This window comes from Streptomyces roseifaciens (genome assembly GCF_001445655.1).
In the GTDB taxonomy this organism is placed as follows: Bacteria; Actinomycetota; Actinomycetes; order Streptomycetales; family Streptomycetaceae; genus Streptomyces; species Streptomyces aureoversilis.
In genome coordinates this window covers 399,785-419,042 of the sequence record NZ_LNBE01000003.1, presented here as the reverse complement: position 1 = coordinate 419,042, position 19,258 = coordinate 399,785, and the positions used below count along the sequence as shown (strand labels likewise).

Genomic DNA, 19,258 nt, shown 5'->3' with positions numbered 1-19,258 from the left:
GAGCCTGAGGCCCCGGCGGCGGTGCCCCTGCCCCGGGCCCCGGGTCAGCCGAGCTGGCGGTGGACCAGTTCGTGGAAGAGGCCTGTTGTGTCGGTCAGGAGGGTGGTGGGTGGGCCCTGTTGGGTTATGCGGCCTTCCGACATGACGATGACGCGGTCGGCGTCCATGACCGTGGACAGGCGGTGGGCGATCACTATGCGCGTGGCCCGTAGGGCGCGGGTGGATTCGGTGATCACGCGCTGGGCCTCGTTGTCCAGTGCGCTCGTGGCCTCGTCCAGGAAGAGGACGCGGGGCTTGCGGATGAGGGCCTGGGCGATCATGAGGCGTTGGCGCTGGCCGCCGGAGACGGTGCCGCCGCCGTCGGAGAGCATGGTGTGCATGCCCATGGGCATCGCCTTGATGTCCTCGGCGAGGCCCGCCATCGCGGCGGCCTCCCACGCCTCTTCCAGGGTGAAGTCGCCGGCGCCGCGGATGCAGTCGAGGATCGAGCCGGAGAACGGCTGGGCGTGCTGGAGGACGACGCCGCACTGGCGGCGGACAGCCGGCCGGTCGAGGGCGGCGAGGTCCTGGCCGTCGTAGAGGACGCTGCCGGAGGCGGGCTTGTCGAAGCCGATGAGCAGGCGCAGGAGGGTCGACTTGCCGCAGCCGCTGGCGCCGACGACGGCGACGAACTCGCCCGGGCGCACGTCGAAGGTCACGTCGTCGAGGACGAGCGGGCCGTCCGCGCTGTAGCGGTAGGACAGGCTCTTGGCCGCTATGGCGCCGCTCAGTTCGCCCGGTTGGACGCTCGAGCCGCGGACCTCGACCTCGGCCCGGAGGATCGGCCTGACCTGTTCGAACATCGGCTGGACGGCGGCGGCCGACAGGAGGGCGCCAGTCAGCTGGGTCACGGAGGACAGCAGCATCGTCACGGCGGTGCTGAAGGTGAGGAAGTCCCCCGCGGACATGCTGTCCCGGGCCGGGCCCGCCAGGAGCATGAACATCACGAGCGTGCACAGGGGCAGGCAGACCGCGTTGAGCACCGTCACGACGTTCTTGAGCCGGCCGATGCGCTGCTGCAGCTCGCGCGTGCGGGCGAACTCCCGCGCCCAGGCGGCGTAGGCGAAGCTCTCGGCCGCGGCCACGCGCAGCTTCGGCAGTCCGCGCAGGGTCTGGAACGCCTGGTTGTTGAGCTTGTTGCTCAGCTTGATCAGTTGCCGCTGCCAGCGCAGCTGCCACAGCCCCAGGCCCAGGAAGACCGCCGCGATGACGGTCAGCATGGCGACGGCGGCCAGCGCCAGCGGCACGCTGTAGACGAGCAGCAGGACGAGGTTCATTGTGCCGACGGTGGCCGCCTGCAGGACGACCGGGCCGATGCCGGACAGCGTCCTGCGGACGGCGCTGATGCCCATGGCGGCACCGGCCAGTTCGCCGGTGGAGCGGCCGGTGAAGAACGTCGTCGGCAGCCGCAGCAGCCGGTCCCAGACGGCCGGCTGCAGGGTGGCCTCGATACGGCCCTCCATCCGCAGGACGGAGACGTTCTGGAGCAGCATGAAGACCGCCGAGACGATGCTCGTGACGACGAGCCCCAGGGCGGTCTGCACGATGAGGCCGGTCTCGGCGGCGGGTACGTACGTGCCGAGCACCCGTCCCGTGGCGACGGGCACGAGTGCGCCCAGGCAGACGGCGACCAGGCCGCCCAGCAGGACGCCGCGCAGGTCCCTGCCGGTGCCGCGCACGCTGAAACGCACCAGCCCCAGCGGCCCCAACGGCACGTCCGGCAGCGGGCGGTAGAACATGACGGCCCGCGGCTCGAAGGAGGACTCGGCGTCCTTCCCCACGCGCTCCCGCGTGCCGGTCGCCGGGTCGACCGCCTCGTAGCGGCCGCGCCGCCACAGCAGGGCGACCGGTGCCCCGTCCCCCGCGCGCCGGGCCACCAGGGGCCCGCCGTCCTCCTGCCACCATCGGCCGCTCAGCCTGACGGTACGGGTGCGGATCCGTGAGGCGAGCGCGATGCGCTCGACGGGGTCCGTCCGGCCCGGCGAGGCCGCGCCGGGCTCGGACAGGGCGATGCCCGCCGCCCCGGCCACCAGCCGGCACACCTCGAACGTCGCACTGTCGTCGCCGCCGGTCCCGCCGCGCCGGGACCTCTCGCCGGAGCGGCCGATGGAAGCGATCAGCGTCCGGTCCGCCTGGGTGCGGGCGGCCTCGCCCGCCTCGATGCCGGCGGCCGTACGGTCCTCGTGGGCGCGCTCCAGCTGCTCGATCCAGCGGTCGAGGGCGTGCAGCAGGCGGTACTGCTGGTCGATCATGCCCTGCCACATCGCCGCGTCGACGAGGAGGCTCCCCGCGGCGTACCCCTCGTACGCGGCGCCGTACTGCACACTGCCCGGGGCGATCTGCATCCACAGCACGTCGTCGTCGGCCCCGCTGCGGGCGGCGCCGGTCCTGTTGTTCTCCAGCGGCGCCTGATACAGCACGTGCAGGCCGCGGCCGACGCCGAGGGCAAAGGCGTCCTCCAAGGGGCTCAGCGTCCCTTCAGGAGCGCCGTACGAGCCATACGAGCCGTATCCCTGGTCGCCGTACGAGCCGTACGCGCCGTACGCGCCATACCCCTGATCGCCGTACGAGCCATGCGAGCCGTTCGTGCCGTATCCCTGGTCGCCATACGCGCCATACGCGCCATACGCGTACAGCTCCCCCAGCTCGATGCGGCGCAGCCGGCAGCCCTGCCGCGGGCGGCCGGTCAGCGTGTGCGCCGGGCCCTCCGCCGGGCCCAGCAGCAGCGTGCCCGGCTCCAGCCGGCCCAGGAAGTGCCAGTGGCCCGCCTGCGCGACGTCGACGGCGAACAGGTCCAGCTCGCCGTCCTCGACGAGCCACAGCACGTGCGGGCCCTCCAGCGACAGGCTGCGCAGGCCGGTGCAGTCGACGGGCGTCCCGAGCCCGCCCATGGCGGCCAGCACGGGATCGGCGGCGACCGGGACGTGGGCGTGGTGCGGAGTCGTCACCTCAGTGCTCCTTGACCAGTTCCGCGTACGTGCCCTGCGCGGCCACCAGGTACTCGTGCCGCCCGCGTTCCACGACCGTGCCCCGGTCGAGGACGACGATCTCGTCGCTGTCGCGCACGGTGCTCAGCCGGTGGGCGATGACGACGCAGGCGCAGCCGCGGCGCCGCAGGTTGTCCATGACGGTCTGCTCGGTGACCGCGTCCAGGGCGCTGGTCACCTCGTCCAGGACCATGACGCTGGGGCGGCGCACCAGCGCCCGGGCGATCTCCAGGCGCTGGCGCTGGCCGCCGGAGAAGTTACGGCCGTCCTGCTCGACGCGGCTGTGGATGCCGCCGGGGCGGCGCGCGACGACGTCGTACACGGCGGCGTCCTCCAGGGCTGCGACGACGGCCTCGTCCGTGATCGACGGGTCCCACAGGGCGACGTTGTCGCGCACGGTGCCCTCGAAGAGGAAGACGTCCTGGTCGACGAAGGAGACGGAGGCGGCCAGCGCGCCGCGCGGGATGTCCTCCAGCCGCATTCCGTCGATGCGGATGGCGCCTTCCCAGGGGGCGTAGAGGCCGGATATGAGCCGGGAGACGGTGGACTTGCCGCTGCCGGAGCCGCCGACGAGCGCGATCTGCTGCCCGGGGCCGACCGAGAGCGAGAAGTCCTTGAGCAGCGGGGCGTCGAGGGGGCTGTAGCCGAAGGTGACGTTCTCCAGCTCCACGTGGCCCTTGAGGCGGCGGGTGCCGGCGGGGGCCTCGCGCCGCGAGTAGACCGGGTCGGCGGGGAAGTTCTCGACGTCCTTGAGGCGGGCGACGTCGGCCGCGAAGTCCTGGATCCGCCCGGCGACGCCGTTGAGCCGGGTGATCGGCGCGGTGAAGCCGGTGACCAGGGCCTGGAAGGCGACGAGCAGGCCGACGGAGAGGTGGCCCTCCACCGCGCGCACGCCGCCGATCATCAGGATCAGGGCGCTGTTGAGCGCGGCCAGCGCGGGCGCGACGACCGCCAGCCACGCGCTGGGCACGCCGAGCCGCTGCTGCACGTCGAGCGTGACCGCGTGCTGGCCGGCCCAGCGGCGGAAGAAGCCGTTCTCGCCGCCGGTGGCCTTCATCGTCTCGATGAGGGTCAGGCCGCTGTAGGAGGTGTTGGTGAGCCGGGCGCTCTCGGCGCGCAGCTTCTGCGTCCCGGTGGCCCGTACGCGGACCACGATGCGCATGGCGACGACGTTGAGCAGCGCCATCAGCACGCCGACGACGGTGAGCTGCGGGTCGTACGTCCACAGCAGCACGGCGTAGAGCAGGACGACGACCGCGTCCACGCCGGCCGCGGCGAGGTCGCGCGCCAGGGTCTCGGCGACCGCGTCGTTGGACTGCAGGCGCTGGACGAGGTCGGCGGGGTTGCGCTGGGAGTAGAAGGTGACGGGGAGGCGTAGCAGGTGCCGCAGGAAGCGGGCGCTGCCCAGGGTGGAGGAGATGATGCGCCCGCGCAGCAGGTTGGCCTGCTGCAGCGCGGTGAGCGTCGCGGTGAGCACCAGGGCGCCCGCCATGGACGCGAAGAGCACGCCCAGCAGCGACGTCCGGCCGCCGATCAGGAACGTGTCGATGTACGTGCGGCTGAGCGCGGGCACCGCCGCGCCGACGACCACCAGCAGGAGGCTGGAGATCACGGCGGCGAGCAGGGTGCCGGAGGTGCCGCGCAGGCGGGCGGGCAGGGCGCCTGTGACGCCCGGTCTGCGGCCGGTGCGGCGGAAGTCGTCGCCGGGTTCGAAGGTGAGGACGACGCCGGTGAAGGAGTCGTCGAACTCGTCCATGGGGACGAACCGCCGGCCTTTTGCGGGGTCGTTGACGTACACGCCCCGGCGGCCGAAGCGGCGGCCCGTGCCGTCGTGGACGACGTAGTGGTTGAACTCCCAGAAGAGGACGGCGGGCGGGCGCACCCCGGCGAGCGCGCCGACGTCCATCTGCATGCCCTTGGCCTTCAGCCCGTGGCTGCGGGCGGCCTTGAGGAGGTTGCTCGCTCGGGAGCCGTCGCGCGAGACGCCGCACGCGATGCGCAGCTCCTCCAGGGGGACGAAGCGGCCGTAGTGGCCGAGCACCATGGCCAGCGCGGCGGCACCGCACTCCACCGCCTCCATCTGCAGCACGGTGGGGGTGCGGACGGGCCGGGGCGTCCGGCCCCGGGGGGCGGGTGCGGGCGCGCGGCGGCGGCGCGGGGCGGTCACGGCAGCAGCCAGTCGACGGGCCGCTGGTCGGCGAGGTGGACGGCGGCGGTGACCGGCGTCGTGGAGTCGACGGCGTACGGGGGGCCGTCCGCCGAGGACCAGCGGTAGCCGGACCGGGCGGCGGGCGAGCGCTCCAGCCGCACGAGCACGGCGACGGGGTTGCCCTGCCGGGTGAACTGTGCGGCGAGCCGGCCGTCACCGAGGAAGCCGCCGATCTGCGCCGGGGTCTGGGGTGCGCGGCCTACGGCCTGGACGCGGCCGCGCAGCACGCCGAACTTCTCCCGGGGGACGGACTGGACGTTCAGGTCGACCGCGGCGCCCACGGGGATCGCGCCGCCGCTCCCGCCGGGCACGTACAGCATGGCCACCAGCGGCTCGTCCGGGTTCGTCACCTTTTCCACGATCGCGACGTCCGCGCCGGTCGTGACGACCGCGCCCGTCTTGGCGACGAGCGTCGTCACCCGTCCCCCGGCCACGACGCGCACGGTCCGCTCGCCCCGGTCCGTGCTGATCTGCAGCAGGGGGGCGCCCGGCGCCAGCAGCTGGCCCTCGCGCGCGAGGACTCCGGTGACCTGCCCCGCGTACGGGCTCTGCAGCAGATAACTGCCCTCGGCCCGGGTGAGAATGCCGGGTGCGCTCAGCCTGGACGACACCGTTCCGGTGAACGCCCAGAAAGCCGCCGCGGCAACGACGGCGACCGTGACGGCCAGCACGAGCCGGCCCTGCGGGCGCGCGAATCGTACGGGCAGATCGAGCTCTTCGGGCGATTGCAGCTTGGAAAGCGCCTGCTGGCGGAACTGCACGGACTATTCCTTCTACTGCACCGGCGACCCGGCTGCTGACGACTACGGCGCCGAAATATGCGGCGGAAATACGGGCAGCCGTGAACCCCGGAACAGGGGAGGAGTTCCGGGATTCACGGGTGGCGGTTTTCTCAGAGACCGGCGACGCCGGCGCGCACGCCGACGATGCCCTCGACCTGACCGGCCGCGCCCGGCACGGCCTGGACCGTCTGCAGCGAGGTCACGGTGCCCAGCACGTTGTGAACGTCGCCGGTCACGGCGCCGAGCAGGCCGCCGGAAATGCTCACACCGCCGGAAACGGCGTCCAGCTCGGCGTCGGCGATCTCACGGGTCTCGAGGTTGTCACGCATTATGGCGCACCCTTCGTTTGTCTGAATGTTTCTCAATTGACCGCGTCGGCCCGGCCGGAACCGGCCACCGTTCAAAGAGCCGCCGCGGTGCCGCAGATATAAGCACGCGAACGGGTGGCGCGGCCAACCGCATTGACGTCCGGAGGCCCTTTCCGAAGGCACGCTTTCGGATTCCTCCGCCGGATCATCACACGTTCTTCACAAGATCGAGTAACAGATACACGGGCCTCGTGATCCGCGCGGAACATAAATGGACACACGACCATCAAGCGCGTCGGGCATAACCGGCATTTTCCGGGCCGGTGAACAGGGGCTACCGCCGGTACCCGGAGATTGTGGAGATTTCCCGGAGCGACGTTCGGTGACGGGAACGGCACACCGGGTGCGGGCCGGGGCGCGGCGCAGGACGCGGCCGGGACACGGCCGGGACACCTTCCCCGGGGTAATCACTTACCTCGAAGTGCGTACTTGAGGACCCGGCGGACCCCGGACGAAGCTCGTGACGGACCACCCCACGGACCACCCCCACAAACCACCCCGCGAACCACCCCCCGAACGAACGGACAACAGATGCCCCACGCCCCTGCCGGCGCGCCCGTCACCGTCATCGGCCTCGGTCTCATGGGCCAGGCCCTGGCCGGCGCCTTCCTGAAAGCGGGTCACCCGACCACCGTGTGGAACCGCTCCCCCGGCAAGGCCGCCGCACTGGTCGAGCAGGGCGCGGTCCTCGCCCCCACGGCCGCCGAGGCGATCGCCGCGAGCCCCCTCGTCGTCGTCTGCGTCATCGACTACGCCGCCGTCCGCACGATCCTCGGCCCGGTGACCACGGCCCTCGAGGGCCGGACCCTGGTGAATCTCACCGCCGACTCCCCCGCGAACGCCCGCGAGACGGCCGCATGGGCCGCCCGGCACGGCTTCGGCTACCTGGACGGCGCGATCATGACCCCGACCGTGACCATCGGCGGCCCCGATGCCGTCGTGCTCTACAGCGGCCCGGAATCCGTCCACCGGGCCCACCGGGCCACGCTCGCCGCCCTGGGCGGCACCGGCACGTACCTCGGCGAGGACCCCGGCCGGGCCGCGGCCCACGACGTGGCCCTGCTCGACATCCTCTGGACGGCCATGAGCGGCATCGCGCACGCCTTCGCCCTCGCCAGGGCCGAGAACATCAAGGCGAAGGACCTGGAGCCGTTCGCCCAGGGCATCGTGGGCCTGCTGCCCCGCAGCCTCACCGATCACGCGGAGCGGACCGACGCGGGGAACCACGTCAGCGACGTCTTCACCCTCGCCTCGGCCGCGGCCGGCATCGAGCACATCGTCGACGTCACCGAGCACCACGGCATCGACGCCGGCATCCTCAAGGCCGCCCGTGCGACCGCCCGGCGGGCCATCGAGGCGGGCTACGGCGACGACGCCTTCTCCCGCATGACGGAGGTGCTCGGCCGCCCCGCCGCGTGACCGGCAGGCGGGGCCCGGCGAGTCACCTCCCCGTGAAGAAGTCCCGCACCCGGCGCCGGCCCCGGCGTTCCGCCGTGTAGTCGTCGTCCGCGTCGTCGTCGGGGCCCTGCAGTACGGTCCAGCTGACGGCCGAGACCGCGGGTTCCAGGGAGAGGCGGCTGACGGCCTCCTCCAGGAGGCTGTCGTCCCGGCGCTCCGTGGTGAGGTCGGCCGACACGACCACCTTGCCGGGGGCCTCCGCGTCCGCGCTGTAGACCGAGCGCAGCCGGAAGCCGGGGCGGGCGACGGCCTGGACGGCGAGGGTGCGGACGTGGGCCTCCTCGGGCTCGGTGCACACGACCTCGAAGTGGTAGTCGGTGGCCACTTCCGCGCCGCCGTGCGGCCCCCGGTCGAGGCCGCGCGCCAGCGGCCTCAGCAGGGTGTTGGCACCGACCACGCCCACGGTGCCGAGCGCGGCCACCACGTACAGCCCGGTCCCGGCGAGGGCGCCGACGGCGGCCGAACACCACAGGGTCGCCGCGGTGTTGAGGCCGCGCACGCTCAGCCCGTCGCGCATGATGACGCCCGCTCCGAGGAAGCCGATGCCGGAGACGATCTGCGCGGCGACGCGGGAGCCGTCGTAGCCGGTGGTGCTGGTGGCGGAGGCGAAGCCGTACTGCGAGAGGAGGACGAAGAGGGCGGATCCGGCCGCGACCAGCGCGTTGGTGCGCAAGCCCGCCATCCGGGCCCGCCACTGGCGCTCCAGTCCGATGATCGCACCGAAGCCCAGGCCGGCCGCGATGTTGGCCGCCATGTGCCACTCGTTGACCACAACCATGATCCACCTTCCTCGTCGGTATCTCTATCGGCCGGTCACAGCCAGGTGTTGAATCGCCGGATGTACCAGGTCTTGACCGCCTGGGTCAGGGCGCAGTACGCCAGCAGGATCGCGATCAGCCACGGGAAGTAGCCCATCGGCAGGGGCTCCATCGAGAGCGCCGGGGCCAGTGGCGAGAACGGCAGGAAGATGCCGAACGCCATCACCACGGCGGTCATCACCATCACCGGGGCCGAGGCCCGGGACCCGATGAAGGGCACCTTGCGGGTGCGGATCATGTGGACGATGAGGGTCTGGGACAGCAGGCCCTCGATGAACCACCCGGACTGGAACAGCGTCTGGCCCGCCTCGCTGTCCGCCCCGAAGACGTGCCACAGCACCAGGAAGGTGGTGATGTCGAAGACGGAGCTGATCGGGCCGATGAAGAGCATGAACCGGGCGATGCCCCTGGCGTCCCACGTGCGCGGCCTGCGCAGGTACTCCGGGTCCATGCGGTCCCAGGGCGTGGCGAACTGCGAGACGTCGTAGGCGAGGTTCTGCACCAGCAGGTGGATCGCGAGCATCGGCTGGAAGGGGATGAAGGCGCTGGCCACCAGGACCGAGAAGACGTTCCCGAAGTTCGAGCTCGCCGTCATCTTGATGTACTTGATGGTGTTGCCGAAGGTGGTGCGGCCCTGCTCGACGCCCTGTTCCAGGACCGTCAGGTCCTTCTCCAGCAGGATGATGTCGGCCGACTCCTTGGCGATGTCGACGGCCGTGTCGACGGAGATGCCGACGTCGGCGTCGCGCAGGGCGGCGGCGTCGTTGATGCCGTCGCCCAGGAAGCCCACGGTGTGGCCCTCGGCCTGCAGCGCCCGGACGATGCGGGCCTTCTGCACCGGGTTGGTCTTGGCGAAGACCGTGGTGGCGCGGACCAGGGCGCGCAGCTCCGTCTCGTCGAGGGTGTCGATGACGGCCCCGGTCACGACGGCCCCGACGTCGATGCCCACGTCGGCGCAGACGCGCGCGGCGACGAGCTCGTTGTCGCCGGTGACGACCTTGACGGCGACACCCTTCTCGGCGAGGGCCTGCAGGGCCGCGGCGGCGTCCGCCTTCGGCGGGTCGAGGAAGGCGAGTAAGCCGACGAGGGTCAGCCCGTCCTCGTCCGCGACGCCGTACGTCTCGCGGTCGCCGGGCAGCGTGCGCGTGGCGACCGCCAGCACGCGCAGCCCCTGCCGGTTGTTGTCCTCGGCGGTACGGGTGACGCGGCGGCGCAGCCCGGCGTCGAGCTCGGTGCGGCGGCCGTCCTCGGTCATGTGGGTGCACAGCGCCAGGACTTCCTCGACGGCGCCCTTGGTGATGAGGACGTGTTCGCCGACTGCGTGCTCGCCGGAGGCGGGCCCGTCCAGGTCGTTGCGGCTCAGGACCACCGACATGCGGCGGCGGGCGAAGTCGAAGGGGATCTCGTCGACCTTGGTGAAGCGGGCGTCGACGACAACCTCCTCGGCCTCGAGCACGCGGTCGATGACCGCCTGGTCCATGAGGTTGCGCAGCCCGGTCTGGAAGTGGCTGTTGAGGTAGGCGTATTCGAGGACTTCGGTGTCCTCCCGGCCGTGGACGTCGAGGTAGCGGTCGAGGACGATGCGGTCCTCGGTGAGCGTGCCGGTCTTGTCGGTGCACAGCACGTCCATGGCGCCCAGGTTCTGGATGGCGTTCAGGCGCTTGACGACGACCTTGCGGCGCGACATGGCGACGGCGCCGCGCGCGAGGTTGGTGGTGACGACCATCGGCAGCATCTCGGGCGTGAGCCCGACGGCCACGGCGACGGCGAACATGAACGCCTCGTTCCAGTCGCCCTTGGTGAAGCCGTTGACGGCGAACACCAGCGGGACCATCACGAGCATGAAGCGGATCAGCAGGAAGCCGACCTTCTTCACGCCGGCGTCGAAGCTGGTCTCGGGGCGCTCCCCGACGAGGGATCCGGCCATCGACCCGAAGTAGGTGTCCGCGCCGGTGGCGACGACCACGCCGGTGGCGGTGCCGGAGGTCACCGAGGTGCCCATCAGGCAGAGGTTGTCGGCCTCTACGGGGTCGGTGGTCGTGGACTGCCCGTAGTCGTGGGTGCGCGTGTCGGCCTTGGCGACCGGCAGCGACTCGCCGGACAGCGCGGCCTGGCCGACCATGAGGTCCTTGGCGGTGAGCAGGCGCAGGTCGGCGGGGACGAGGTCGCCCGCGGACAGGCTCACGACGTCGCCCACGACGACCCGGTCCATCGGGATCTCGACGGTGGCCGGGGCGGCGCCGTGGCCCGCGCGCCGCCGGACGGCCGTGGTCGTGGTGACGAGGGCGCGCAGGGCGGCCGCGGCGCCCGCCGAGCGGTGCTCCTGCCAGAACCGCAGCAGGCCGCTGACCAGCACCATCGCACCGATGATGGGGATCTTGGGGTCGAAGGGCTCCTCGTCGGCGACCTGCAGCCACTGCACGTACATGATCACCAGCAGGACGGCCAGGATCATGATGAAGGGGTTCCAGAAGGCCTTGGCGAGCTGCGCGTACCAGCGGGGGCCGGTGTCGTGCGCGACGACGTTGGCCCCGCAGCGCGCGAGCCGTAGCTCGGCGTCGTCCTGGCGCAGGCCGTGGGACGTGGCGCGGGTGTCCTGCAGGACCTGCGCGGCCGGCCAGCCGCTGATCCTGGCCAGCCGGTCGCCGGCGGCGCGGGTACGGGCCTCCAGCTCGGCGGCCTTCCGCTCGCGGCGGGTGCGGCCCGGCGGAGCGAGCTTGCGGGGCGTGAGGGTGGTGTCGGTCATGGCGGAACCTCTCTCCGGGCACGACGGCGCAGCGCACGAATGCATGACGGCATGGCGGCATGGCCTCATGGCGCCATGGCGGTGCGGCCGGGCCGTGGGCACGGAAAAGTCGGTGGAGATGCAGGAATACGGGTCGCTACGGCTGCCGGAAGGCAGGAAAAAGCCGCACGGGCAACCGAGGACAAGGCCCGATAAGGGCCTGATAAAGGAAGTGCGCGCAACAGCGCCCGGGGCACACGACCCCGTACGTCAACTCAGTGGATCAGAGCACTGCGCAAGCAGGAACCGCACTGAAGCGAGGACTTCCCTCGGGACTCCGACTGGTCATCCCGATCACCTCCTCGCTCGTACGAACAGTGCAGGCACCGCGCGAAATACACGCCAAATGCGGCCGGAGCGGCACCTTCAGCGTCTAGCTTGCCATATGACGTCAAGCCGTCCGCAATCAGTAGGTAATACAAGGGTCAAAACCATGGAGGAGGCCGGCCCGGTGCCCATGGCGGACGAGGGGCCGCCGCCCCTCGTCCGGCACAAGGCCGCCCGCTGGTGCGCGGGCCTGCTCCTGCTGCTGGTGAGCGGGCCGCTGCTGTGCCGCGCCTGCGACGTGGACGGCGTCACGCCGATGCCCCAACTGCTGGCGTTCCTGCCGTGGTTGCTCGCCCCGGCGGCGACGGCGCTGGTGCTCGCGGCGGGCACCCGGTGGCTCGTCGGCTGCGCGTGGGCGCTGACCGCGGTCCTCGGCACGCTGTTCTTCCTGCCCCCGTACGCGGCGGACCGGGCGCCGGCCTCCGGCCCGGTGGTGGCCCGGCTGCGCATCCTGACGGCCAATCTGGAGTTCGGCGGGGCCACCCCGGCCCTGCTGGAGGCCCTGCGGCGCGAGAAGCCGGACCTGGTCTCGGTGCAGGAGTGCGCGCCGGAGGAGTGCGCACCGGCCCTGGAGGGCGCGCAGGTGCGGGCCGCGTACCCGTACCGGGTGATCGTCGGCGGCGGCCGGGCCCAGGGGTCCGCGCTCCTGAGCAGGTTCCCGCTGCGGCCGGACGGCTCGGTGCCCGGCACGCTGGCGATGCCCCGGGCGCTGGTGCAGGTGCCGGGGGCGCAGCTGCTGTTCCAGGTGGCGCACCCGATGCCGCCGGTGGCGGGCGGGCTGGAGCTGTGGCGGACGGAGCTGGGCCGCGTCCGCGCCATGGCCGCCGGCCGGGGCGGGGGCCCCACCGTCATCGCGGGGGACTTCAACGCCTCGCAGGACCACGCGGCCTTCCGCTCCGTGCTGGACACGGGCATGCGCGACGGCGCGGCGGTGCTCGGCCGCTCCCGGACGCCCACCTGGCCGTCGCTGACGGCGCCCCCGCTGGGCGCCCAGATCGACCACGTCCTCCTCAGCTCCGCCCTGCAGCCCGACCGGGCCCGCTTCCTGGACCTGCCGGGCACCGATCACCGGGCGCTGGTGCTGGACGCGACGCTGCACGGGTGAGGGCGGGCCCCGGTCCCACGAAGCCGCCCCCGGTCCCCCAGCCGCCCCCGGACGTCACACGGGCGGCAGGACGTCCGGCCCGATGACGGGCGTGTCGTCGTCGTGCAGCCCGCTGCACGGGGGGTGGTGCTTGCAGAAGAAGCCGCGGCCCGAGCAGTACGGGCAGAGGTGAGCCCCCGTCATGTGGCCGCCCTGGCCGGGCTGGCTCAAGTAGAGGACGGCGGCGTGGTAGTCGCCGCTCCCCCTGCATCCCTTGCAGAAGGCGTGGGGGCCGGGGCACGCCTCTTCAGGCTCACTCATATCCGTGATGATGCGCGCCTGCCACAGGAGCCGTACCCCACTTGGGCACGACTCCTCCTTTCTGCGTACGGCTCCGGTCTTTCGTCGTACGTCCGGCACGCCGGAAGCCGGGGCCGGGGGCCGGGAGCCGAGCCCCGGACGCCCGGAACCGCGAGCCGGAAGCCGCGAGCCGGAACCGGAAACCGCGCTCAGCTCATCCGCAGCGCCAGGAAGAAGTCCAGCTTGTCCTCCAGGCGCGACAGGTCCCGGCCCGTCAGTTGCTCGATCCTGCCCACCCGGTAGCGCAGGGTGTTGACATGCAGATGCAGCCGCGTCGCGCACCGGGTCCAGGAGCCGTCGCAGTCGAGGAACGCCTCCAGCGTCGGGATGAGCTCGGCGCGGTGCCGGCGGTCGTAGTCGCGCAGCGGGTCCAGGAGCCGGGCCGTGAAGGCGCGGCGGACGTCGTCGGGGACGAAGGGCAGCAGCAGGACGTGCGAGGCCAGCTCCTGGTGGCCCGCGGCGCACACGCGGCCCGGGCGCGCGGCGGCGACCCGCCGGGCGTGGCGGGCCTCCTCCAGCGCCCCGCGCAGGCCCTCCGCGGAGTGGACGGCGGCGCTGACGCCGAGGGTGAGGCGGCCGTCGTCGTCGAGCCCGCGGGAGAGCGGCTCGCGGACGGCCGCGAGGACCCGGTCCGCGTGCAGGCCGGGGATGCGGCCCTCCTCGCCGCCCTCGGCCTCGGCCGGCACGGCGGGCAGCGGCACCAGCGCCACGGCCTCGTCGCCCATGTGGGCGACGGCGATGCGGTCGGACGGCTCGGGCCCGGCCGCCTCCGGGGCGACGAGCATCTCCTCCAGCAGGGCCTGGGCGACGGGCCCGCCCGCGATGTCGCCGTCCTCCCACTCGACGCGGGCCACGACGACCTGCCAGTGCGGCGCCGTGCCGAGGCCGGGCAGCAGGACGGGCGCGGCGACGCGCAGGCGGGCGGCGATCTCGGCGGGGGCCGCCCCGGCCTGGACGAGTTCGAGGACCTCCTGGGCGAGCCTGCGGCGCACGGTGCGGGCGGCGTCGCGCCGGTCGCGCTCCACCGCGATCAGCTGGGTGACGCCGTCGAGCAGGTCGAGCCGCTCCGGCGACCAGTCCCCGGCGTCGGCCTCGACGGCCAGCAGCCAGTCCGACAGGACCGTCTCGCGCACGTCGCGGGCCGCCAGGGCGCGGCCGCTGTGGCTGATGGGGAAGAGCGAGTACGTGTCGCCGGCAATGGTCACCCGGTGCGGGCCGCGCCGGCCCGTGCGCGAGGCGGCCAGGTGCTCGCCGGCCAGGGCCGCGCTGACCGCGGCGGGCAGCTCGGGCCCGGCGCCCGCCAGCGAGGAGCCCGCGATGGGGCGGCCGGTCGGCGAGAGCACCCACGCCCGCAGGTCGAGGTCGGAGCCGAGCAGGTCGAGGACGACCTCGGGGCCGCCGCCCGCCGGGCCCGACGTCATCAGCCGCCGGTGGCGGTCGACGACGGCCGCCAGGTCCCCGGCGCGCTCGCTCGACACCTGCCGGACGACGTGCTCGGTGATGGACGCGAAGGAGACGTTCTCGTTCACGGAGAACAGCGGAAGGCGGTGGCGGGCGCAGGCCCGGACCAGGTCGTCCGGGATGGAGGCCATCTCGGCCTCGCCCGCCGCGAGCCCCGCCACGCCCGCGCCCGTGAGGATCCGCACGAACCGCTCGGAGTCCTCCGGCTCCCGCCGCCAGGCGAGGCCGGTGAGGACCAGTTCGCCGCCGGAGAGGTAGCGGCTCGGGTCGCGCAGGTCGGTCGTCATCACGCCGCGCACCGTGCGGTCCAGCTCGTCCTCGCCGCCGAGCAGTCGGAGGCCCAGCGCTTCGGTCTCCAGGAGTGCGCGCAGCCGCATCGTGGTCGCCGCCGATCTGTCTTGTTGTTACCAGTGGAATGCAGTGAGGTTTCCCAACCCCGTCTTTCGTTCGAATCTACAAGATGGGCGCTCTGGCCAGCCAACCGCTTCATGTTTTCGGTGACTGCACCGTCCCGCCGGGCGCTCTGTGTACTGGGCCCACAGCGTGCGGCACGGCCGCGGAGCGCGGCGGACCGCCACGCGGAATCCCCCCACCGGACCACCCGGCACACCCCGGCACATCCCTCGGACGACCCTGTGAGACCGATCGAGAAGAGAAGCCCCATGGAGTTCCTGCGCCCCGGCAGCTGGGAGGAGGCTCTGGCCGCCAAGGCCGAGCACCCGGAGGCCGTTCCCCTCGCGGGCGGCACGGACGTGATGGTCGAGATCAACTTCGATCGGCGCCGGCCGGACCACCTGCTGGACCTGAACCGCATCGGCGATTTGTACGAATGGGAGACGGGGGAGGACGAGGTCCGGCTGGGCGCCTCCGTCCCGTACGCACGGATCATGGAGGAGCTGCGGGCCGAGCTGCCCGGCCTGGCGCTCGCGGCGCACACCGTCGGCTCGCCGCAGATCCGCAACCGGGGCAGCGTCGGCGGCAACCTCGGCGCCGCTTCCCCCGCCGGGGACTCCCACCCGCCCCTGCTGGCGGCGGGTGCACAGGTGGAGGCGGAGTCCGTGCGCGGCACCCGCCTGATCCCCGCCGAGGAGTTCTACACCGGCGTCAAGCGCAACGCCCTGGCCCCGGACGAGCTGATCCGGGCCGTGCGCATCGCACGGGCCGACGGCCCGCAGCAGTTCTCCAAGGTCGGCACCCGCAACGCCATGGTCATCGCCGTGTGCGCGTTCTCCCTCGCCCTGCACCCGCGCAGCCGCACGGTCCGTACCGGCATCGGCTCCGCGGCCCCCACGCCGGTGCGGGCCCGCGCCGCGGAGGACTTCCTCGCCGCGGCCCTGGAGGAGGGCGGCTGCTGGGAGTCCGGGCGGCCCGTGCCGCCCTCGGCCGCCCGCCGGTTCGCCGAGCTCGCCGCCGGGGCGTGCAACCCGATCGACGACGTGCGCGGCAGCGCCCGCTACCGCCGGCACGCGGTCGCCGTGATGGCGCGCCGCACGCTCGGCTGGACGTGGGACGCCTACCGCAGCGGGGGGAGGGACAGCCGATGCGCGTGAACTTCACGGTCAACGGCCGGCCGCAGCAGGCCGACGACGTGTGGGAGGGCGAGAGCCTGCTGTACGTCCTGCGCGAGCGGCTCGGGCTGCCGGGCTCGAAGAACGCCTGCGAGCAGGGCGAGTGCGGCTCGTGCACGGTCCGGCTGGACGGGCTGCCGGTGTGCGCCTGCCTGGTGGCGGCGGGCCAGGCCGAGGGGCGGGAGGTCGTCACCGTCGAGGGCCTCGCCGAGCACGCCCGGCGGCGCGCCGCGGGCGCCGGCACACCGCCGGAGCCCGCCGGGACGAGCCTGGACGAGGCCCGCCGCTGGACGGCCGCACCGGACGGCACGCGCGCCGCGGCGCTCTCCCCCGTCCAGCAGGCCTTCGTCGACGCGGGCGCCGTCCAGTGCGGCTTCTGCACCCCCGGCCTGCTCGTCGCCGCCGACGAGCTCATCGAGCGCAACCCCGAGCCCTCCGACGCGGACATCCGCGAGGCCCTGTCGGGCAACCTGTGCCGGTGCACCGGCTACGAGACGATCCTCGACGCGGTCCGCCTCGCGGCCGCCCGCGCCGGAGAGGCGGGCCCGCGATGAGCACCGCGCACACCCCCGCCGGCCTCGCCCGGACCGCCCACGGCGGCGTCGGGGAATCCGCCCCGCGCCCCGACGGCACGCTCAAGGTCACCGGCGAATTCGCCTACGCCTCCGACCTGTGGCACGAGGACATGCTGTGGGGCTTCACCCTCCGCAGCCCCCACGCCCACGCCAGGATCATCTCCGCCGACGTCTCCGGGGCGCTCGCCACCCCGGGGGTGTACGCGGTCCTGACCCACGACGACCTGCCCGCCGCGACCCGCTACGGGCTGGAGATCCAGGACACCCCCGTCCTCGCCGACGGCGTCGTCCGCTACCACGGCGAGCCCGTCGCCCTCGTCGCCGCCGACCACCCCGAGACGGCCCGCCGCGCCGCCGCCCGGATCCGTATCACCTACGAGGAACTGCCCGTCGTCGGCGACGAGGAGAGCGCCACCGCCCCCGGCGCGCCCCTGCTGCACCCGGCCCGCGACGACCACCACGCCGCCCACGTCCCGCACCCGAACATCGTCCACCGCCAGCCCGTCGTCCGCGGCGACGTGGCCGCCGCCCGGGCCCGCGCCGACGTCGTCGTCAGCGGCGACTACGAGGTGGGCATGCAGGACCAGGCGTTCCTCGGCCCGGAGTCCGGGCTCGCCGTGCCCGCCGGGGACGGCGGCGTCGACCTCTTCATCGCCACCCAGTGGCTCCACGCCGACCTGCGCCAGATCGCCCCCGTCCTCGGCCTCCCCGAGGACAAGGTCCGCATGACCCTCTCGGGCGTCGGCGGCGCCTTCGGCGGGCGCGAGGACCTGTCCATGCAGGCCCACGCGTGCCTGCTCGCGCTGCGCACCGGCCGGCCCGTGAAGATGGTCTACAACCGCTTCGAGTCCTTCTTCGGCCACGTGCACCGCCACCCCGCCAGGCTCCACTACGAGCACGGCGCGAGCAGCGACGGGCGCCTGCTGTTCGTGAAGGCGCGCATCGTCCTCGACGGCGGCGCCTACGCCTCCTCGTCCCCGGCCGTCGTCGGCAACGCGGCGTCCCTGGCCGTCGGCCCGTACGTGGTCGGCGACGTCGACGTCGAGGCCCTCGCCCTCTACACCAACAACCCGCCCTGCGGGGCGATGCGCGGCTTCGGCGCCGTCCAGGCCTGCTTCGCCTACGAGGCCCAGATGGACCGGCTGGCCGAGCGGCTGGGCCTGGACCCGGTGGAGTTCCGGCAGCGCAACGCCATGGAACAGGGCGCCGTGATGCCCACCGGGCAGGTCGTGGACGCCCCCGCGCCCGTCGCCGAGCTGCTGCGCCGGGTCAAGGCCCGGCCGCTGCCGCCCGAGCGGCCCTGGGACACCGCAGGCGGCGCGCCCGACGTCCGCGCCCTGCCGGGCGGGCTGTCCAACACCACCCACGGCGAGGGCGTGGTCCGCGGCGTCGGCTACGCGGTCGGGATCAAGAACGTCGGCTTCTCGGAGGGCTTCGACGACTACTCGACGGCCCGCGTACGGCTCGAGGCCGTCGCCGGGCAGCCGGTGGCGACGGTGCACACCGCGATGGCCGAGGTCGGCCAGGGCGGGGTGACCGTCCACGCCCAGATCGCCCGCACCGAACTCGGCGTCACCCGGGTCGTCCTGCAGCCCGCCGACACCCGCGTGGGCTCGGCCGGCTCCACGTCCGCCTCCCGCCAGACCTACGTCACCGGCGGCGCCGTCCGCCACGCGTGCCAGGAGGTGCGCGAGCGGGTCCTCGCCCTCGGCCGCGCCCGGTTCGGCGCGCACCACCCGGCCTGGGAGCGGGCCGTGCTCGTCCTGGAGGGCGGCAAGGTCGCCACCGAGGCGGGCGAGGTCCTCGCCGCCCTCGCCGACGTCCTGGAGGACGAGGTGATCGACGTCGAGCGCGAGTGGCGGCACCGGCCCACCGAGCCGTTCGACCTGCGCACCGGGCAGGGCAACGGCCACGTCCAGTACTCCTTCGCGGCCCACCGGGCCGTCGTCGACGTCGACACCGGGCTCGGGCTGGTCAAGGTCGTGGAGCTGGCCTGCGCGCAGGACGTCGGCAAGGCGGTCAACCCGCTGGCGGTCACCGGCCAGATACAGGGCGGCACCGTCCAGGGGCTGGGCCTCGCGGTCATGGAGGAGATCGTCGTCGCCGCGGACGGGCGGGTGCGCAACCCGTCCTTCACCGACTACCTGATCCCCACGATCCTCGACACCCCCGCCATCCCCGTGGACATCCTCGAACTCGCCGACGAGCACGCCCCGTACGGGCTGCGCGGCGCCGGCGAGGCGCCCACGCTGTCCGCCACCCCGGCCGTCGTCGCGGCGATCCGGGCGGCGACCGGGATCGCGCTCGCGCGGGTGCCGGTGCGGCCCGAACACCTCACCGGCACCTGAGTCCCCACCGGAATCCGAAAGCCCCTCGCAGGGCACCACCGGCGCCCTGTCCCGGGCCGCGGCCCTCAGCACCCCCCAGCCGCCGGTGA

13 protein-coding genes are annotated in these 19,258 nt (G+C 73.3%); 5 read left to right on the top strand and 8 right to left on the bottom strand.

All coding sequences use genetic code 11. The annotated features are described in order from the left end of the window. Positions 1–44: 44 nt before the first annotated feature. The 4 genes from AS857_RS07810 to AS857_RS07795 form a co-directional block, all read right to left on the bottom strand. Positions 45–2,930 (bottom strand): NHLP bacteriocin export ABC transporter permease/ATPase subunit, encoded by a 2,886-nt coding sequence (locus tag AS857_RS07810; protein WP_079110407.1) that lies wholly within the window; start codon positions 2,928–2,930, stop codon positions 45–47. Between the two features lie 58 nt (positions 2,931–2,988). After that, positions 2,989–5,106 carry an NHLP family bacteriocin export ABC transporter peptidase/permease/ATPase subunit gene (locus AS857_RS07805; protein WP_058043984.1) on the bottom strand — a complete coding sequence of 706 codons (2,118 nt, stop codon included), beginning with the start codon at positions 5,104–5,106 and terminating at the stop codon, positions 2,989–2,991. 83 nt (positions 5,107–5,189) lie between these two features. Next, positions 5,190–5,996 carry an HlyD family efflux transporter periplasmic adaptor subunit gene (locus AS857_RS07800; RefSeq protein WP_058042405.1) on the bottom strand — a complete coding sequence of 269 codons (807 nt, stop codon included), beginning with the start codon at positions 5,994–5,996 and terminating at the stop codon, positions 5,190–5,192. A 131-nt stretch (positions 5,997–6,127) separates the two neighbouring features. Then, positions 6,128–6,346, bottom strand: a complete 219-nt coding sequence (locus AS857_RS07795; RefSeq protein WP_058042404.1) for a hypothetical protein — start codon at positions 6,344–6,346, stop codon at positions 6,128–6,130. A gap of 570 nt (positions 6,347–6,916) precedes the next feature. Here AS857_RS07795 and AS857_RS07790 point away from each other — a divergent pair. Beyond that, entirely contained in the window at positions 6,917–7,804 is an 888-nt protein-coding gene (locus AS857_RS07790; protein WP_058042403.1) for an NAD(P)-dependent oxidoreductase, read from the top strand. Between the two features lie 22 nt (positions 7,805–7,826). On the opposite strand, the gene AS857_RS07785 is transcribed toward AS857_RS07790, so the two are convergent. Continuing rightward, positions 7,827–8,621, bottom strand: a complete 795-nt coding sequence (locus AS857_RS07785) for an MgtC/SapB family protein (RefSeq protein ID WP_245699679.1) — start codon at positions 8,619–8,621, stop codon at positions 7,827–7,829. Positions 8,622–8,656: 35 nt separating this feature from the next. Next, positions 8,657–11,407 (bottom strand): magnesium-translocating P-type ATPase, encoded by a 2,751-nt coding sequence (gene mgtA, locus AS857_RS07780; protein WP_079110166.1) that lies wholly within the window; start codon positions 11,405–11,407, stop codon positions 8,657–8,659. 472 nt (positions 11,408–11,879) lie between these two features. Here mgtA and AS857_RS07775 point away from each other — a divergent pair, with 472 nt between their 5' ends. Further along, a complete protein-coding gene (locus AS857_RS07775; RefSeq protein WP_058042402.1) occupies positions 11,880–12,878 on the top strand; it encodes an endonuclease/exonuclease/phosphatase family protein in 999 nt (332 codons plus the stop codon). Positions 12,879–12,932: 54 nt separating this feature from the next. On the opposite strand, the gene AS857_RS07770 is transcribed toward AS857_RS07775, so the two are convergent. Further along, positions 12,933–13,178 carry a hypothetical protein gene (locus tag AS857_RS07770; protein ID WP_058042401.1) on the bottom strand — a complete coding sequence of 82 codons (246 nt, stop codon included), beginning with the start codon at positions 13,176–13,178 and terminating at the stop codon, positions 12,933–12,935. Positions 13,179–13,366: 188 nt separating this feature from the next. Beyond that, positions 13,367–15,055 carry a PucR family transcriptional regulator gene (locus AS857_RS07765; RefSeq protein ID WP_058042400.1) on the bottom strand — a complete coding sequence of 563 codons (1,689 nt, stop codon included), beginning with the start codon at positions 15,053–15,055 and terminating at the stop codon, positions 13,367–13,369. Positions 15,056–15,340: 285 nt separating this feature from the next. On the opposite strand from AS857_RS07765, the gene AS857_RS07760 reads away from it, so the two are divergent. The 3 genes from AS857_RS07760 to pucD are packed head-to-tail and all read left to right on the top strand — an operon-like array spanning position 15,341 to position 19,169. Further along, the gene (locus AS857_RS07760) at positions 15,341–16,228 is read left to right on the top strand and encodes an FAD binding domain-containing protein (RefSeq protein WP_058042399.1); all 888 of its coding nucleotides are present in this window, start codon (positions 15,341–15,343) and stop codon (positions 16,226–16,228) included. Further along, positions 16,219–16,800, top strand: a complete 582-nt coding sequence (locus AS857_RS07755; protein WP_058042398.1) for a (2Fe-2S)-binding protein — start codon at positions 16,219–16,221, stop codon at positions 16,798–16,800. The genes AS857_RS07760 and AS857_RS07755 overlap by 10 nt, the downstream gene beginning before the upstream one ends. Then, positions 16,797–19,169, top strand: a complete 2,373-nt coding sequence (pucD, locus tag AS857_RS07750; protein ID WP_058042397.1) for a xanthine dehydrogenase subunit D — start codon at positions 16,797–16,799, stop codon at positions 19,167–19,169. The genes AS857_RS07755 and pucD overlap by 4 nt, the downstream gene beginning before the upstream one ends. Positions 19,170–19,258: the final 89 nt, after the last annotated feature.

Bases quoted from the DNA above. Each gene is read 5' to 3' on its own strand.
- AS857_RS07770 (WP_058042401.1), bottom strand. From the start codon at position 13,178: ATGAGTGAGCCTGAAGAGGCGTGCCCCGGCCCCCACGCCTTCTGCAAG.
- AS857_RS07790 (WP_058042403.1), top strand. From the start codon at position 6,917: ATGCCCCACGCCCCTGCCGGCGCGCCCGTCACCGTCATCGGCCTCGGT.
- AS857_RS07760 (WP_058042399.1), top strand. From the start codon at position 15,341: ATGGAGTTCCTGCGCCCCGGCAGCTGGGAGGAGGCTCTGGCCGCCAAG.
- AS857_RS07795 (WP_058042404.1), bottom strand. From the start codon at position 6,346: ATGCGTGACAACCTCGAGACCCGTGAGATCGCCGACGCCGAGCTGGAC.
- AS857_RS07775 (WP_058042402.1), top strand. From the start codon at position 11,880: ATGGAGGAGGCCGGCCCGGTGCCCATGGCGGACGAGGGGCCGCCGCCC.
- AS857_RS07785 (WP_245699679.1), bottom strand. From the start codon at position 8,621: ATGGTTGTGGTCAACGAGTGGCACATGGCGGCCAACATCGCGGCCGGC.
- AS857_RS07810 (WP_079110407.1), bottom strand. From the start codon at position 2,930: ATGGGCGGGCTCGGGACGCCCGTCGACTGCACCGGCCTGCGCAGCCTG.
- AS857_RS07765 (WP_058042400.1), bottom strand. From the start codon at position 15,055: ATGCGGCTGCGCGCACTCCTGGAGACCGAAGCGCTGGGCCTCCGACTG.
- mgtA (WP_079110166.1), bottom strand. From the start codon at position 11,407: ATGACCGACACCACCCTCACGCCCCGCAAGCTCGCTCCGCCGGGCCGC.
- pucD (WP_058042397.1), top strand. From the start codon at position 16,797: ATGAGCACCGCGCACACCCCCGCCGGCCTCGCCCGGACCGCCCACGGC.
- AS857_RS07755 (WP_058042398.1), top strand. From the start codon at position 16,219: ATGCGCGTGAACTTCACGGTCAACGGCCGGCCGCAGCAGGCCGACGAC.
- AS857_RS07805 (WP_058043984.1), bottom strand. From the start codon at position 5,106: ATGGAGGCGGTGGAGTGCGGTGCCGCCGCGCTGGCCATGGTGCTCGGC.